Raw genomic sequence first — 14,645 nt, 5'->3', positions numbered from 1 at the left:
CTAGCCGGCGACCTCGCCCGTGGGTGGCGGGATCTCGAGCGCGACGAGGAACCGCGACACCATGGCGTAGCCGGCGACGGTGGCCGTGAGCTCGACGACCTGCCGGTCGTCGAGGTGTTCGCGCACCGCGGCGAACACCGCATCGGGGACGGCCACCGCGCGGGTCGAGGCATCGGTGAACGCGAGGACGGCGGACTGCACCGGGGACCAGGCGTCCCCGGCCGCGTCCGGCCGGCGCAGCAGCTCGAGCTGCGCATCGGTGAGACCGGCGCGCCGGCCGATCGGCTCGTGGGCCGCCCACTCGAAGGCGGCGTCGTTCAGGACCGCCACCCGCAGGACGACCAGCTCCCGCAGGTCGCCGGGCAGCGTCGAGGAGCGCAGCGCGCCGAGGAGCGCGTTCCACCCCTCGGCGACGGGCGGGCTGTGCAGCAGCAGCAGGTCGAGCGCGCTGAGCCGCCCGCCGCGTCGGGCGCGCATGAGCTCGGCCACGGCGCCGTCCTCGGCGGCCGGCGGCAGGCGGGGGGTGTCGTCGTCGGTCGTCACGGGTCAGCGACCGAAGATGCCTTGCCCGAACGCGCCGTTGGCGGTGATGGTGCGGGACAGCCCCTTGCCCAGCTCGACCACCCGCGCCGTCTTCTCCGCGCCCAGCGACAGCCACGGGTCGGCCGCCAGCGCGTCGGTCTGCACCTCGATCCGGGCGCGCAGCTCGGCGCCCTCCTCGGTCAGCCCGGCGTCGTCGAGGAGCCCGCGGTCGGCGAGGGCGGCACAGCCGGCGGCCCATTGCTCGTCGCTCCAGCCGCGGGTGGCCTTGGCGGCCGGCTCGGTGAAGCCCCGGCCGGTGGCGCAGTGGGTGATCAGCGCCTCGAGCCCGGACAGGCCTGCGTGCACCAGGACGGCGACGTGCCCGTCACCGCGGTGCTCGCGCAGCAAGGAGGCGCCGTGCCACAGGACCAGCAGCGGCTCCTCGGGCCACGGCAGGTCGGCGTGCCCGGCGTACAGCGGCCGGCCCTCCGCGCTGAGTCCGTCGCAGGCCTCGCGCAGCAGCCCGCCGAGCTCCGCGACCTCCGGCGACCCGGCGGCCTCCGCACCCAGCAGCCGGGTGAGCGACGCCCGCGCGGCGTCCCAGCGGGCGGCCACCACCCGCTCCGGCGAGGCGATCGTCCAGGCCCGCGGGATCATGTGCGCGACCAGCGACGGCGCGAAGTTGTAGAACGTCGCCGTGACGACGCCGGCGCCCACGGCACCCATCGGGGCGGCGCGACCGGCGAAGTAGGACATCCGCCCCGGCTTGAGCCCGATGGCGCTGAGGTGCTCGTCCTGCTCCGGGGCGAAGTAGAGCTGGGAGTGCAGCGGATCGACCGCGCGGTGGGCACGGCCGACGAGGGCGGGGTCGAAGACGGGGTGATCGGCGCTGACCATGCGCCGGACCTTAGTCACGCGGCAGCGGGGACAGCCGCCTGGACCAGGAGACCTGGGTGTGCGCCGTCCGGAAACCGAGGCTCTCGTAGAGACCGAGCGCCCCCGTTGAGTTCTCGCTGTCGACCTCCAGCCCCGCCGTCCCGCAGTCCTTCGCCGCGGCCACGTGCAGCGCCTCGATGATGACCGCCTTCGACAGCCCGAGACCCCGGGCCCGCGGCACCACGCCGATCTGCCCGAAGTAGCACTGCCGGGTCCCGGTCGCCCGCGTGGCCGACTCGTGCACGTAGGCCAGCGCGTAGGCGACGACCTCGCCGTCGATCACCGCCAGCACCGACAGGTCGGGGCGGAAGGCTCGCATGCCGCTGAACATCACCTGCCAGGAGACGACGTCGCGCTCGCTGGACCCGTAGTGCTCGGTGAACGCCGCGTTGTGCGCGCGCCGCACCTCCTCGTCGCGGTCCCAGGTGAAGGACACCAGGTGCACGCCCTCGACCACCCGGCGGTCGGGCAGCCCGGTGAGCGGACGCTCCATGTGGAAGAACCAGCGCAGCTGCTCCAGACCGGCCCGGCGCAGCAGCGCCTCCACGGACGTCTGGCTGGTGTACACGGTCGCGGTGAGCCGCCGGCGCGTCCGGATGGCGCGTCGCGTGCAGCTCGGCCCCGCGCTCGAGCTGCCAGTCCAGCAGCGCCCGGCCGATGCCCCGACCCCGCCAGTCCGGGTGCACCCGGCCCTGCAGGTGCACGCCGTAGGCGTCCCGGAACGTCGGCGGGGCGATGGTGGTGGCGTAGCCGACGACGGTGCCGTCGCGGTGCTGCACCAGCCGGCCGTCGTGCTCGAGGTCGACCAGCTCGTTGACCCACAGCTCCGTGAGGTCGGCGGCGTCGGGATGGTCGCCGGTGTGGTCCACCGCCTCCGCCGCGGCGAGCAGTGCGGCGACCGCATCGGCGTCGTCGGCTCGCAGGGGTCGGACGGTCAGGCCGTCGGGGACGGGGATGCGGGACGTGGACACGGGGATCCAGGCTACGGGCGCCCCTCCGCCCGGCCGTCGCCGCGCGCGACCGCGGCGACGAGCAGCCCGGCGACGGCCGGGCTGTCGTCGGGGTGCGGCGACCGGACGGTGGACGCGGCGGGCACGGCGGGCACGGGGCGTGCGGCCAGGCAGCCGGTGGCCGGGCGGCCACCGGATGTCAGGGCACGTACAGGCAGAACGGGTGGCCGGCCGGGTCGAGGCACACCCGGACGTGGTCCTGCGGCTGGAAGGCGGCCACCGTGGCACCGGCCTCGACGGCGAGCTGCACGGCGACGTCCAGGTCGTCGACCGCGATGTCGAGGTGCAGCTGCATGCGCGGATCGCCGGCGCCGGCCGGCCACACCGGCGGAACGTGGCCGGGCTCCAGCTGGAAGGACAGCCCGGCCCCGCCGCCCTCCGGGTGGAGCGTCACCCACTCCCGGTCGTCGGTGCCCAGCGACCAGCCGAGCAGCCGCTGGTAGAAGCGGGCCAGCCCCTGCGGATCAGGCGTGTCGAGCACCGTGCCGGTGAGCGTGAACCGGGTCATGCCGCCTCCAGGCCGAACAGCCGCGCCCCGTTGTCCCAGAGGACGGCGCGCAGCCAGTCCTCGCCGAGATCCAGCCGGTGCAGCGCGGCCAGCTGGTGGGCGTAGGGGTACGGGATGGACGGGAAGTCGCTGCCGAGCAGCACCTTGCCGCGCAGGTCCGACAGCCTGGGCCGGTCGGCCGGGTCGAACGGCATCAGCCGCTCGGTGAAGTCGGTGGCGAACATGGTGGTGTCCAGGTGCACCCGCTCGTACCGCTCGGCCAGCTCGAGGAACTCGCGGTACTCGGGCATGCCGAGGTGCGCGATCACCAGCTGCAGCCGGGGAAACCGCTCGAGCAGCCCGGCCATGGGCGCCGGCCCGGTGTGCTCGCCGGCGAGCGGCCCGGAGCCGCAGTGGATGACCACCGGGGTGCCGGTCTCCTCGAGCCGCCCCCAGACCTCGTCGAGCAGTCGGTCACGGGGATCGAACGCACCCACCTGCACGTGCACCTTGAACACCCGGGCACCCCGGTCGAGCGCCGCGGCCACGTAGGCCGGCGCCCCGGGCTCGGGGTAGAAGGTGGCCGACTGCAGCACCCGCGGGTGCGCCGCGGCGAACGCGTGCGACCACTCGTTCAGCCACTCGGCCATCCCCGGCTTGTGCGGGTACGGCAGCGTCGGGAACGCCCGCACGCCCAGCCGGTCGAGCACGGCCAGCCGCTCCTCCACGGGGAGCCGGTACGCGACCGGCCAGTCCGCCCCGTAGTGGGTGCCGGCGGCCTCGAAGTACTGCCAGACCTTGGCCTGCACCGGCTCGGGGAGGAAGTGCACGTGCACGTCGACCAGCCCGGGCAGCCCGAGTTCCCGCCAGTACCGGGGGACGTCGGCATCGCCGACCGGCGGCTCGATGCTCACGGGACCGTGACGACGACCTTGCCGCGCACGTGCCCGCCGGCCACCAGCTCCTGCGCCTCGCCGGTCCGCTCGAGCGGGAACGCCTTGGCGATCGCCACCCGGAGCTGGCCGGCGTCGGCCATGCGCGCCAACTCCTCGAGATCGTGCCGCTCGGGGCGGACGAAGACGTAGCGCCCGCCCATCCCGTTGACCGACGGGTCGACGACGCTGGCGATCCGCGACACGTCGCGCACCTGGTTCGGCGCGTCGGCCAGCGCGTCGCCGCCGTTGAGGTCGAGGACGGCGTCCACCTCGTCCGACAGCTGCTGGCTGATCGGGCCGGCCGAGTAGTCGAGCACCTCGGCGGCACCGGCGTCGGTCAGGAAGCCGTGGTTGCGCGGGCTGGCCGTGCCGATCACGTGCGCGCCCAGGGCGACGGCGATCTGCACGGCGAAGAAGCCGACGCCGCCGGCCGCGCGGTGCACCAGGACGCGGTCGCCCTCACCGACGGCCAGCGTCTCGGTGAGCGCCTGGTAGGCGGTGAGCCCGGCCAGCGGCAGCGCGCCGGCCTCGGTGAACGACAGCGACTCCGGCTTGTGCGCGACGCAGCGCTGCGGCGCGGGCACCAGCTCGGCCGCCGTACCCCACTGCACGTCGTCGCGGCGCAGGTAGCCGAACACCTCGTCACCCGGGGCGAAGTCGACCACCGCGGGCCCGACGGCCTCGACCACGCCGGCGAGGTCCCAGCCCGGCACGATCGGGAAGCGGTGCGGGAAGAAGCTCGCGAGATTGCCCTCGCGGATGCCGATGTCGACCGGGTTGACGCCGGCGGCGCGGGTGCGCACCAGCACGGTGTCCGGGCCGACCGGCGGTTCGGGCAGGTCGTCGCGCAGCTGCAGCACATCGACGCCACCGAACCGGTCGTAGGCGATTCCCCGCACGCTCAGCGCCGTCCCTTCACGTACCGCCCGAAGGCCTTCTGGATCTCCCGGCGCGAGTCGCGCTCGGCGAGGTCGTGCCGCTTGTCGTAGGACTTCTTGCCCTTCGCCAGCGCGAGGGTGGCCTTGACCTTGCCGTCCTTGAAGTACAGGTCCAGCGGCACGAGCGTGAGCCCGCCCTCGCGGGTCTTGCCCAGGAGCTTGTCGATCTCCTCGCGGTGCATGAGCACCTTGCGCTTGCGACGCGGGGCGTGGTTGGTCCAGGTGCCCTCGGTGTACTCGGGGATGTGCACGTGCTGCAGCCACACCTCGCCGTCGTCGATCGAGGCGAACCCGTCGACGAGGGAGGCACGGCCGGCCCGCAGGCTCTTCACCTCGGTGCCGGTGAGCACCAGGCCCACCTCGTAGGTGTCGAGGATCGAGTAGTCGTGCCGCGCCTTCTTGTTCTGGGCGATGAACTTGCGCCCTTGTTCCCGCGGCATGGGCCCAGGTTACTGCGGCCGGCGATCGTGGCCCGCCGGATACGCGGACCCGGGGAGGCCTCCTGACGCCGAGTCCTGCGCACTCGGGGCCATCCGCGCCTGATCGCCCCGAGTTCGCATGACTCGCGGGCGCGGCACCCGCCTCCCGCAACGACGTCCGCCCCTCCTGCCCGATCACGGGTGGGAGGGGCGGTGTCGTCCCGAGGACGACGACGTCAGAGCCGGACGTACAGCCGCAGCGTCACGTACGCGGCGATGGCGGCCAGCGCGACGCCCATCCCGGAGACGATGACGCTGTTGGTGATGATCGCGTCCCACTCGACCGGCGGGATGATCCCCGCCTTGATCGGTCCCTCCAGGGTCTCGTCGATGAAGAGCACCTTGGTCAGCACCAGCCCGCCGGCGGCCAGGAGCCCACCGATGAGCCCCGCGAACGCCGCTTCGAGGATGAACGGCAGCTGGGTGTACCAGCGCGAGGCGCCGACCAGCCGCATGATGTTCGTCTCGTTGCGGCGGTTGAAGGCGGCCAGCTGGATGGTGTTGGAGATCAGCAGCAGCGCCGCCAGCGCCTGCACGACGGCGACGGCGATCGTGGCGTTGCGGGCGCCGTTGAGCAGGCTGAACAGGCGGTCGAGGAACTCCCCCTCGTCGCGCACCTGGTCCACGCCGTCCTGCCCGTTGGGGAACTCGGCGGCGATGACCTCGTAGCGCTCGGGGTTGACCAGCTCGACGCGGAAGCTCTCCGGCAGGGCGTCCGGCGGGGTGTTCTCCACGAGCTCCGGCTGCTGGCTGAACTGCTGCCGGAACCGCTCGTAGGCCTCCTCGCGGGACTCGTAGAGGAAGCTCGCCACCTCCGGGGAGGACTCCAGCTCCGACTGGATGGCCTGCCGCTGCTCGTCGGTGACGTCGTCGGCCAGGAAGATGGAGACCTGCACCTTGTCGTAGTAGATCTCCTTCATCTCGGAGATCATCCCGGCGATGAGCAGGCCGGTGCCCATGAGGCCGAGCGAGATGGCCGTGGTCAGGATCATCGCGACCGTCATGGTGAGGTTGCGACGCAGCCCGGTGGCCACCTCGGAGAGCACGAAGTTGACGCGCATGGATTCCCTGTCGTGGAGTGCGTGCGGACGCGGTCGGCGGTGTCGGTGCGGTGGTGGGCTGCTAGCGACCCACGCCGTAGACGCCGCGCGACTGGTCGCGGGTGAGGACTCCCCCGTTGAGCTCGATGACGCGACGGCGCATCGAGTCGACGATGTGGTAGTCGTGCGTCGCCATGATCACCGTGGTGCCCGTCCGGTTGATCCGCTCGAGCAGCAGCATGATGCCCTCGCTGGTCTCGGGGTCGAGGTTGCCGGTGGGCTCGTCGGCCAGCAGCACCAGCGGCCGGTTGACGAACGCGCGCGCGATGGCCACCCGCTGCTGCTCACCACCGGAGAGTTCGCCGGGCAGCCGGTTGGCCTTGCCCTCCAGCCCGACCATCTCCAGCACCTCCGGGACGACCCGCTTGATCGTCCGGTGCGGCTTGTTGATGACCTCGAGGGCGAAGGCGACGTTCTGGGCGACCGTGCGGTTGCGCAGCAGCCGGAAGTCCTGGAAGACGCAGCCCATCGTGCGGCGCAGCTTGGGCACCTGCCACTTGCTCATGGTGTTGAGCGTCTTGCCGTTCACGCTGACCGTGCCCGACGTCGGGTCGTCCTCCTTCAGCAGCAGCCGCAGGAAGGTCGACTTGCCCGAACCGGAGGAGCCGATGAGGAAGACGAACTCGCCCTTGTCGATCTCCGTGGACACGTCGTCAAGGGCGGGCCGGCCGCTGGCCGGGTACAGCTTGGTGACGTGTTGCAATTCGATCACGAGGGGCCACGGTACTAGTCCCGGCGGCGCAGCCGGTTCCTCCGCCGCGTGACGCTCCGTACCCATTCTCGCCGTGTGTGACCAGGCGACCACAACTGGCGGGTCACCGGTCACGGACGGTCGCGTCCGACTCCCGACGGGGTCGAAACGTGACCTCGCCCACACCGTCAGGAGGACGGCACGACCTCCTGCTGACGGCGCCACCGGATGCCGGCCTCGATGAAGGAGTCGATCTCGCCGTCGAGGACCGCCGCGGTGTTGCCGGTCTCCTGCTCGGTCCGCAGGTCCTTGACCATCTGGTACGGGTGCAGCACGTAGGAACGCATCTGGTTGCCCCAGCTGCTGCCCTCGCCCTTGAGCGCGTCCATCTCCGCCTTCTGCTCCTGCTGGCGGACGACGAGCAGCCGGGCCTGGAGCACGCGCAGCGCGGCCGCCCGGTTCTGGATCTGGCTCTTCTCGTTCTGGCAGGAGACGACGATGCCGGTCGGGATGTGCGTCATCCGGACGGCGGAGTCGGTGGTGTTGACGCTCTGCCCGCCGGGCCCCGACGAGCGGAAGACGTCGACGCGGATCTCGTTCTCCGGGATCTCCACGTGGTCGGTCTGCTCCACGACGGGCAGCACCTCGACCCCGGCGAAGGAGGTCTGCCGCCGGCCCTGGTTGTCGAACGGCGAGATGCGGACCAGCCGGTGGGTGCCCTGCTCGACCGAGAGGGTGCCGTAGGCGTAGGGCACCTTGACCGCGAACGTGGCCGACTTGATGCCGGCCTCCTCCGCGTAGCTCACGTCGTAGACCTCGGTCGCGTACTTGTGCCGCTCGGCCCAGCGCAGGTACATCCGCATGAGCATCTCGGCGAAGTCCGCGGCGTCCACGCCGCCGGCCTCCGAGCGGATGGTCACCAGGGCCTCGCGGGAGTCGTACTCACCGGAGAGCAGGGTGCGCACCTCGAGCTCGTCGATGGCCTTGCGCAGGCTCTCGAGCTCCCGCTCGGTCTCCGCGGTGGTCGCCTCGTCGTTCTCCTCGGCGGCCATCTCGTGCAGCAGCCCGACGTCCTCCAGCCGGCCGCGAAGCTCCTCCACCCGGCGCAGGTCACCCTGCATGTAGGAGAGCTTGGAGGTCAGGGCCTGCGCGGCCTCGACGTCGTCCCAGAGGTCGGGGGCGGCCGTCTGCTGCTCGAGCTCGGCCACCTCCCGGCGCAGGCGGTCGACGTCGAGGACAGCCTCGATCGACTTCAGGGTCGTGTCGAGTTCGTCCAGGACGACGGAGAAGTCAGCGGCCACGTCGACCCAGGGTAGTGCGCCCGCGCCCCGGGTAGGCAGGTATGCCATGAGCGATCCCCAGCGACCCCGTTCCCGGGAGGACTACGAGCGCGGGCTGCCCGACCACCACGACCCGACGGCGGGCATCGGGGGCGCGCGACCGGCCCAGTCGGCGCTGACCCTGCGGCTCGCCCTGGCGATCTTCGGCCTCGTCGTCTGCGTCCTCGGCGGCCTCGGCTGGCTGGCCGCCGGCCTGCCCACCTGGCCGGCCGTCGTCCTGTTCGTCCTCGGTGCGATCGCGGCGGTCGACATCGTCGTCATCCTCCGCCGCAAGGCCCGCGGCGAACCGGGCTGACGCCCGCCGGTTCAGGCCGGCAGCACCTGCCCGGACCAGGCGCGCACCCACCGCGCGAACTCGCCGGCCGGCATCGGCCGGGCGATGTGGAAGCCCTGCGCGTACCAGCAGTCCAGTTCCACGACCCGCTGCATCTGGGCCGCGGTCTCCACGCCCTCGGCGAGGCTGCGCATGCCGCAGGCCCGGGCGAGCCCGACGACGGCGGCGATCGCCGCGGCCGAGTGCCCGTGCGGGTCGTCGGCCCCGGCGACGAGGCTCCGGTCGATCTTCAGCACCCCCGCGGGGATGGACACCAGCTGGCTCAGCGACGAGAAGCCGCTGCCGAAGTCGTCGATCGAGGTCTGCACCCCGAGGTCGCGCAGGCGGGCGATCTGCTCCGCCGCACCGACGGGGTCCTCGGCGGCGCTGGTCTCGGTCAGCTCCACCACCACCCGGCGGGGGTCGAGCCCGGCGGCGTCGAGCGCGCGGCTCACGTCCTCCACCAGCGTGCCGGTGCCCAGGTGTGCGGCTGCCACGTTGACCCCGGTGACGACCGAGACCCCCTGCGCCTCCCAGGCCACCGTCTGCCGGCACGCCTCCCCCAGCACCCAGCGGGTCAGCGCGAGGAGGAGATCGGGCTGCTGCTCGGCGAGGGGCACGAATTCGCACGGTCCGAGCAGCCCCTGCTCCGGGTGCTGCCAGCGCACCAGGGCCTCGGTGCCGGTGACCACGCCCGTGGCCACCTCCACGATCGGCTGGTAGTGCAGCAGCAGCTGCCCCTCGTCGACGGCCTCGCGCAGCTCGGCGAGCAGCTGCCTCTTGCGCTGCACGGTGATCCGCAGATCCGGGTCGAAGACCTGCACCCGGTTCCGTCCGGCCGCCTTGGCCGAGTACATGGCCAGGTCGGCGTCGCGGACCAGGTCCGCCGACCGGATCCCGGGCTCGTGACCGGCACCGACGGCCGTGACGCCGATGCTGGCGCTGAGCCGGTGGACGCGGCCGCCGAGGTCGAAGGGCTCGTCGAAGGCCGCGTGACAGCGCCGGGCCAGCAGCTCCGCCCCGTCGATGTCGCAGTCGCGGCAGAGCACGACGAACTCGTCGCCGCCCAGCCTGCCCACGGTGTCCTGCGCCCGCGTCTCGCCGAGGAGCCGGCCGGCCAGCTGCCGGAGCAGCTCGTCGCCGACGTCGTGGCCGAGCGAGTCGTTGACCTCCTTGAAGCCGTCCACGTCGAGGAACAGGACGGCCAGCGCCGGCCGGTCGGTGCGCCGGAGCTCGGCGTCGATCAGCTCGTGCAGGTGGGCGCGGTTGGGCAGCTCGGTGAGGTGGTCGTGGCGGGCCCGCCAGTCCGCGGCCCGCTCCGCCTGCACGCGGGAGGTCACGTCGGTGTGCGTGACGACCACGTGGCCGACCTGGTCCACTCGCGACGCCTGCACGTGGAACCAGCTCGTGGCGGTGCCCGTCGGGTCGGGGATCGAGCGGTCGACCGAGACCTCGGCGCGCTCGCCGTTCGACAGCTCGCGCAGCTCGCGCACCAGCCGGCGGCCGTCGGCGTCGTCGCGCAGCTGCAGGGCCAGCGCGTGGTAGTCCTGGCCCGGCAGGATCGGCGTCCGGCGTTCCTGCCCCGCGGCCGTCCATGCCGAGTTGGCCAGGACCACCCGGCCGGCCGGGTCGAGGAGCACGGTCGGGGAGGCCAGCGCGTCGAGCACCGCCTCCACGAGGGCGGCGTCCCGGCCGGAGGAGCCCGCGCTGCTGCGCACGTCGAGGGGCAGCTCGCGCTCGCCCGGTCCCGTCGCCACATCCCCCTCCGGCAGGTCTCGGTGTCGTCCGTCCCCACTGGTCTGCATCGGCAGGGGTGGTGGCCGTCACGACCCGACGTCGTTGCCGTACCCCGCAACGGGTGAGGCCAACAGCTGCCCGGTCAGGGTTCCCGGGTCTCGTCGGCGACCCAGCGCAGGTAGGCCGGGTTGCCGGCCAACAGCGGCAGCGCGATGACGCACGGGACGTCGTAGGGGTGCAGCTCGTGGGTGCGCGCCACCACCGCCGGCACCAGCGAGCTGCGGGTGTGCAGCGCCACCCGCGCCTCCGCCTCGTCGTGGACGGCGCCCTCCCAGCGGTACACCGACCGGATCGGCGCGAGCTGGTGGCCGCAGGCGGCCAGCCGCTCCTCGACCAGGGTGCGGGTGAAGCCGGCCAGCCACTCGGCGTCCGGCCCCGTCACCACGACCTCGCAGCACTCCTCGTCCACGGCACCCATCCTGGCGTGCGGACGGGCGCGTGGAACCCGCGCCGTCCCGGGTAGGGGGCGGGCATGACTCACGAGATGACGATCCAGATCGACGGCGGGGAGTACGTCCTCCGGCCCCAGGGGGACTCCCTGCAGGTCGGGCGGCGGAACGGCGACGACGTGGCCTGGCTGGACACCGTGGACACCGGGCTGCTGCCGCAGCCGGCGCGCGAGGCCCTCGACCGGGGCGACACCTCCGACGACTCGCTGCGCACCGCGCTGCGCGGCATCGTGCAGGCCGAGGTCGAGCGCGGCGGCTGACCGGTCCCGGGCGGCCGCCGATCGGGGCGGCCGCCCGGGCTCATCCCTCCCGGGGTGTCAGGGGTGCCGCGGGAAGACGTACGGCGCGAGCGGCGGCTCGGCCGGGGTCTCCGCGGCGTCGCCCGTGCTGTCGGTGGCGTACCGCACCATCCCGGCGTGGTCGGACGCGAACGTCACGGGGTCCACACCGGGGTGCAGGACCTGGGCGCAGACGGTGAGCGGGATCCGGCTCCGCACGGCCGGCCCGTCGTGCGCGAGGGCGTCGGCGACGATGGCGTAGCCCACGGGGTCGTAGCTGCCGATGGCGAAGTGGTCGGCCGCGTTGGCCGGGCACACCTCCTGCAGGGCGATGTTGGCGATCCGGCCGTCGCCGGTGCGCAGGGCCGAGCTCGCGTTCGGCGGCGTGTTCGGGACGACGATCTCGTCGGTGGCCGTGTACGCGACCGTGTAGTCGATGCCGGCGAACGTCTCCGCACCGCTGTTGAGCGCCTGCATGAACCGCGACAGCGACGCCTGCTGGTGGTTCGCGGGCGTGCACTCCTGCTCGCAGGAGACGTCGGCGAGCACGGTGCCGTGGTTGGACGGGCTGAGCCCGATCACGTCGTCGACGAGGTCGCGGGTGTCCGGCCAGAACCGGAGCGCCCAGCGGGGCACCATGCCGCCCTGGCTGTACCCGACGACGTCGACGTCGCGCCCCGACTCCCTGCTCATGGTCCGCAGCGCGTGGACCACGTGCTCCCCCGCCACCTGGATGTCGCCGGTGGCGTCGGTGGGCAGGGTGAGCGCGCACCAGCGCCAGCCACGCTGGTCGAACGCGCGCATGTAGTTCCACCCGAAGTTGACCTCGGGCGTCAGCGTCGTGCCGGGCACCAGCAGGATCGGGTCCTGCCCCAGCCCGCGCAGGGAGCCGTTGCAGGACAGGGCGGCGTCCAGGTCCGCCTTCGGGACGCTCAGCCGCGGCCCCTTCTGGTCGAGCGGGGCGAACTCCCCGGTCGCGCCGGCCGCCGGGACGGCCACCGCCGTTCCGCCGCCCACCGCCAGCACCGCGGCGGCTACCGCCGTCACCAGACGCCGTCCTGCTCTGCGCACGGGCTCTCCTCGTCTCCGGGCGCGCCTCGTCGCGCGCTCCGGAGGCTCAACGAGCGGGACGCCGTTCGGTTGTGCTCCGCGTCACCCGGATCCACCATGGGACCCCCGATGCGCCCGGACCAGGACCCGTAACGCGGCCGTCACCGGCCGGAGACGGACGGGCGGCAGCGTGACGGCCAGGGTCGGCGCAGGCACCGGCCCGGATCTGGAGATGCGATGACAGTCCCGCTGGACGAACAGACCGCGCGCACCTGGCTGACCGTGGCGGTCGAGGAGGCCCGTGCCGGGCTCGCCGAAGGGGGCATCCCGATCGGGGCCGCCCTCATCGGCCGCGACGGCACCGTCCTGGGCCGCGGCCGCAACCGCCGCGTGCAGGACGACGACCCGTCGGTGCACGGGGAGACCGACGCCTTCCGCAACGCCGGCCGGCAGTCCTCCTACCGGGGCACGACGATGGTCACCACCCTCTCGCCGTGCTGGTACTGCAGCGGCCTGGTGCGCCAGTTCGGCATCACCCGGCTCGTCGTCGGCGAGGCCGTCACCTTCTCCGGCGGGCACGAGTGGCTCGCCGAGCACGGCGTCGAGGTGCTGGTGCTCGACGACCCGGAGTGCGTGGAGCTGATGACCGGGTTCATCGACGCGAACCCCGCGCTGTGGAACGAGGACATCGGCGAGGACGAGCTCGTCGCGGACGTGGAGGAGGCCCGGTGAGCACCGTCCGTCCCGAGGACGCCCCGGCCGTCGTCGATCCGGACTACCCGATCGACCCGGTGCCCGCGCACGCCCGGAAGTCGCTGTTCTCCCTGGCGATCGTGCTGCTCGGCTTCACCTTCTTCACGCCCACCATGCTGGCCGGCGCCCAGATCGGCGCCGCGTTCGACGTCACGTCGCTGATCTGGGTGCTGCTGCTGGGCAGCGCCGTCCTCGGTGTGTACGTCGCCGTGATCGGCGGCATCGGCGCCCGCACCGGGCTGACCACGGTGATGATGTGCCGGTACGCCCTCGGCCGGAGGGGGGCCAAGCTCGCCTCGCTGCTGCTGGGCGGCACACAGGTCGGCTGGTACGGCGTCACCGTCGCGACCCTGGCCGGCCTCACCGCCAGCGCCCTGGAGTGGGAGGGCCGGGCCACCGAGATCGTGCTCATGCTGGTCGGCGGCGCGCTCATGGGCGTCACCGCCTACTACGGCTACAAGGGCATGTACGCCCTGTCGGTGGTCTCCGTGCCGCTGATGCTCGTGCTGGCCGGCTGGGTCACCTGGCGGTCGCTGGACGAGGTCGGCGGCTGGAGCGGGCTCAGCGCCGTCGAGCCGGCCACCACCATGCCGCTGGCCACCGCGGTCACCATCGTCGTCGGCACGTTCGCCTCCGGCGGCACCCAGGCGCCCAACTGGACCCGGTTCGCCCGCACGCCGCTCAGCGGTTTCTGGGCCTGCCTGGTCGCCTTCCTGATCGGCGAACTGCTGATGCTGGGCTTCGGCGCGATCGGGGCGATCTCCTTCGGCGAGGGCGACTTCGTCCTGGTGCTGTACCAACTGGGGCTGGTCGGCTGGGGGCTGGTCTTCCTCATCGCCAACCTCTGGACGACGAACGACAACACCGCCTACAACTTCGGCGTCGCGGGCGCCGAGATCGCCGACTCGCGGTCGAAGAAGCCGTTCGTGATCGGCGGCGTGATCCTCGGGACGCTGCTGGCCATCACCGGCATCTACGAGAACCTCATCCAGTACCTGGTGTGGCTGGGCATCCTGATCCCGCCGCTGGGTGGCGTGGTGATCGGCGACTTCGTGGCGCGGTGGCGGCGCGGCATGCCGGAGAACGAGGCGCTCCCGGACGTCGAGTGGCGCAACATCGCCGTCTACGTCGTGGCCGCGTTCGCCGCCTGGTGGAGCAGCGAGGCCGAGTGGTTCATCCCGCCGGTGGTCGGCGTCCTCGTCGCCGTCGTGGGCGTGCTGCTGGTGCAGCGCGGACGGCGCCCGGCCCCGGAGCGCGTCACGGCGTGAGCCGGGCGGGGACGGCGAGGACCCGGGTCAGGGGGCCCAGGGCGCGTAGCCGTCCCCGCAGCCGAGCATGGTCAGCGCCACCATCGCGCCGAAGACCAGCAGGGCCACGAGGGCGACGCCGAGGGCCATCAGCAGGCCCCGGTCCTCCGGCCCCTTCTTCACGGGCTGCCGGGTCGCCGGCCGGTGCTGGACGGTGGGCTGCTCGGCCGTTGCCGGGCGGTGTTCGGCGTGGACGCTCATGACGACTCCCCTGTGCCGGCTTAGGGCGCCGCCGGCGCCCGGAGCGGGTCCGCGGTGGA

18 protein-coding genes and 1 pseudogene are annotated in these 14,645 nt (G+C 73.0%); 4 read left to right on the top strand and 15 right to left on the bottom strand.

Annotated elements, in window-relative coordinates:
- The 11 genes and pseudogenes from ABDB74_RS04640 to prfB form a co-directional block, all read right to left on the bottom strand.
- On the bottom strand, positions 1 to 543 hold the full coding sequence (locus ABDB74_RS04640) for a carboxymuconolactone decarboxylase family protein (RefSeq protein ID WP_346622121.1): 543 nt from the start codon (positions 541 to 543) through the stop codon (positions 1 to 3).
- Between the two features lie 3 nt (positions 544 to 546).
- Positions 547 to 1,419: an SCO6745 family protein gene (locus ABDB74_RS04635; protein ID WP_346622119.1), complete on the bottom strand. Its 873-nt coding sequence runs from the start codon at positions 1,417 to 1,419 to the stop codon at positions 547 to 549.
- A 10-nt stretch (positions 1,420 to 1,429) separates the two neighbouring features.
- Positions 1,430 to 2,026, bottom strand: coding sequence for a GNAT family N-acetyltransferase (locus ABDB74_RS04630; protein WP_346622118.1), 597 nt, complete (start codon positions 2,024 to 2,026; stop codon positions 1,430 to 1,432).
- 91 nt (positions 2,027 to 2,117) lie between these two features.
- A pseudogene (locus ABDB74_RS20645) lies at positions 2,118 to 2,237 on the bottom strand (GNAT family N-acetyltransferase); the annotation flags it as partial.
- Between the two features lie 370 nt (positions 2,238 to 2,607).
- Positions 2,608 to 2,976 carry a VOC family protein gene (locus ABDB74_RS04625; protein ID WP_346622116.1) on the bottom strand — a complete coding sequence of 123 codons (369 nt, stop codon included), beginning with the start codon at positions 2,974 to 2,976 and terminating at the stop codon, positions 2,608 to 2,610.
- A complete protein-coding gene (locus ABDB74_RS04620) occupies positions 2,973 to 3,869 on the bottom strand; it encodes an amidohydrolase family protein (protein WP_346622115.1) in 897 nt (298 codons plus the stop codon). The genes ABDB74_RS04625 and ABDB74_RS04620 overlap by 4 nt, the downstream gene beginning before the upstream one ends.
- A complete protein-coding gene (locus ABDB74_RS04615; RefSeq protein WP_346622114.1) occupies positions 3,866 to 4,789 on the bottom strand; it encodes an NADP-dependent oxidoreductase in 924 nt (307 codons plus the stop codon). The genes ABDB74_RS04620 and ABDB74_RS04615 overlap by 4 nt, the downstream gene beginning before the upstream one ends.
- A gap of 2 nt (positions 4,790 to 4,791) precedes the next feature.
- Positions 4,792 to 5,268 carry an SsrA-binding protein SmpB gene (smpB, locus tag ABDB74_RS04610; protein ID WP_346622113.1) on the bottom strand — a complete coding sequence of 159 codons (477 nt, stop codon included), beginning with the start codon at positions 5,266 to 5,268 and terminating at the stop codon, positions 4,792 to 4,794.
- A gap of 215 nt (positions 5,269 to 5,483) precedes the next feature.
- Positions 5,484 to 6,368, bottom strand: coding sequence for a permease-like cell division protein FtsX (ftsX, locus tag ABDB74_RS04605; protein ID WP_346622112.1), 885 nt, complete (start codon positions 6,366 to 6,368; stop codon positions 5,484 to 5,486).
- A gap of 61 nt (positions 6,369 to 6,429) precedes the next feature.
- Positions 6,430 to 7,119, bottom strand: a complete 690-nt coding sequence (gene ftsE / locus ABDB74_RS04600; RefSeq protein WP_346622111.1) for a cell division ATP-binding protein FtsE — start codon at positions 7,117 to 7,119, stop codon at positions 6,430 to 6,432.
- 167 nt (positions 7,120 to 7,286) lie between these two features.
- Positions 7,287 to 8,399: a peptide chain release factor 2 gene (gene prfB, locus ABDB74_RS04595; RefSeq protein ID WP_346622110.1), complete on the bottom strand. Its 1,113-nt coding sequence runs from the start codon at positions 8,397 to 8,399 to the stop codon at positions 7,287 to 7,289.
- A gap of 46 nt (positions 8,400 to 8,445) precedes the next feature.
- Between prfB and ABDB74_RS04590 the strand changes: the two genes are divergently transcribed.
- Positions 8,446 to 8,733 (top strand): DUF6343 family protein, encoded by a 288-nt coding sequence (locus ABDB74_RS04590; RefSeq protein WP_346622108.1) that lies wholly within the window; start codon positions 8,446 to 8,448, stop codon positions 8,731 to 8,733.
- An 11-nt stretch (positions 8,734 to 8,744) separates the two neighbouring features.
- Here the strand turns inward: ABDB74_RS04590 and ABDB74_RS04585 are convergent, their stop codons facing one another.
- A complete protein-coding gene (locus ABDB74_RS04585; protein ID WP_346622107.1) occupies positions 8,745 to 10,508 on the bottom strand; it encodes an EAL domain-containing protein in 1,764 nt (587 codons plus the stop codon).
- 122 nt (positions 10,509 to 10,630) lie between these two features.
- Complete coding sequence (gene cutA / locus ABDB74_RS04580; RefSeq protein WP_346622106.1) at positions 10,631 to 10,957, bottom strand: divalent-cation tolerance protein CutA; 327 nt, start codon at positions 10,955 to 10,957, stop codon at positions 10,631 to 10,633.
- Between the two features lie 63 nt (positions 10,958 to 11,020).
- Here cutA and ABDB74_RS04575 point away from each other — a divergent pair, with 63 nt between their 5' ends.
- Complete coding sequence (locus ABDB74_RS04575) at positions 11,021 to 11,257, top strand: hypothetical protein (protein ID WP_346622105.1); 237 nt, start codon at positions 11,021 to 11,023, stop codon at positions 11,255 to 11,257.
- Between the two features lie 57 nt (positions 11,258 to 11,314).
- Here the strand turns inward: ABDB74_RS04575 and ABDB74_RS04570 are convergent, their stop codons facing one another.
- Positions 11,315 to 12,346 (bottom strand): lipase, encoded by a 1,032-nt coding sequence (locus tag ABDB74_RS04570; protein WP_346622104.1) that lies wholly within the window; start codon positions 12,344 to 12,346, stop codon positions 11,315 to 11,317.
- A gap of 216 nt (positions 12,347 to 12,562) precedes the next feature.
- Between ABDB74_RS04570 and ABDB74_RS04565 the strand changes: the two genes are divergently transcribed.
- Both ABDB74_RS04565 and codB read left to right on the top strand, forming a co-directional pair.
- A complete protein-coding gene (locus ABDB74_RS04565; RefSeq protein WP_346622103.1) occupies positions 12,563 to 13,057 on the top strand; it encodes a nucleoside deaminase in 495 nt (164 codons plus the stop codon).
- Complete coding sequence (codB, locus tag ABDB74_RS04560; protein ID WP_346622102.1) at positions 13,054 to 14,346, top strand: cytosine permease; 1,293 nt, start codon at positions 13,054 to 13,056, stop codon at positions 14,344 to 14,346. The genes ABDB74_RS04565 and codB overlap by 4 nt, the downstream gene beginning before the upstream one ends.
- A gap of 27 nt (positions 14,347 to 14,373) precedes the next feature.
- On the opposite strand, the gene ABDB74_RS04555 is transcribed toward codB, so the two are convergent.
- Positions 14,374 to 14,586 (bottom strand): hypothetical protein, encoded by a 213-nt coding sequence (locus ABDB74_RS04555; RefSeq protein ID WP_346622101.1) that lies wholly within the window; start codon positions 14,584 to 14,586, stop codon positions 14,374 to 14,376.
- Positions 14,587 to 14,645 lie beyond the last annotated feature (59 nt).

It is taken from the genome of Blastococcus sp. HT6-4 (assembly GCF_039679125.1).
GTDB lineage: Bacteria > Actinomycetota > Actinomycetes > Mycobacteriales > Geodermatophilaceae > Blastococcus > Blastococcus montanus.
The sequence above is the reverse complement of the archived record's forward strand: the minus strand, read 5'-3'. Positions and strand labels throughout refer to the sequence as shown.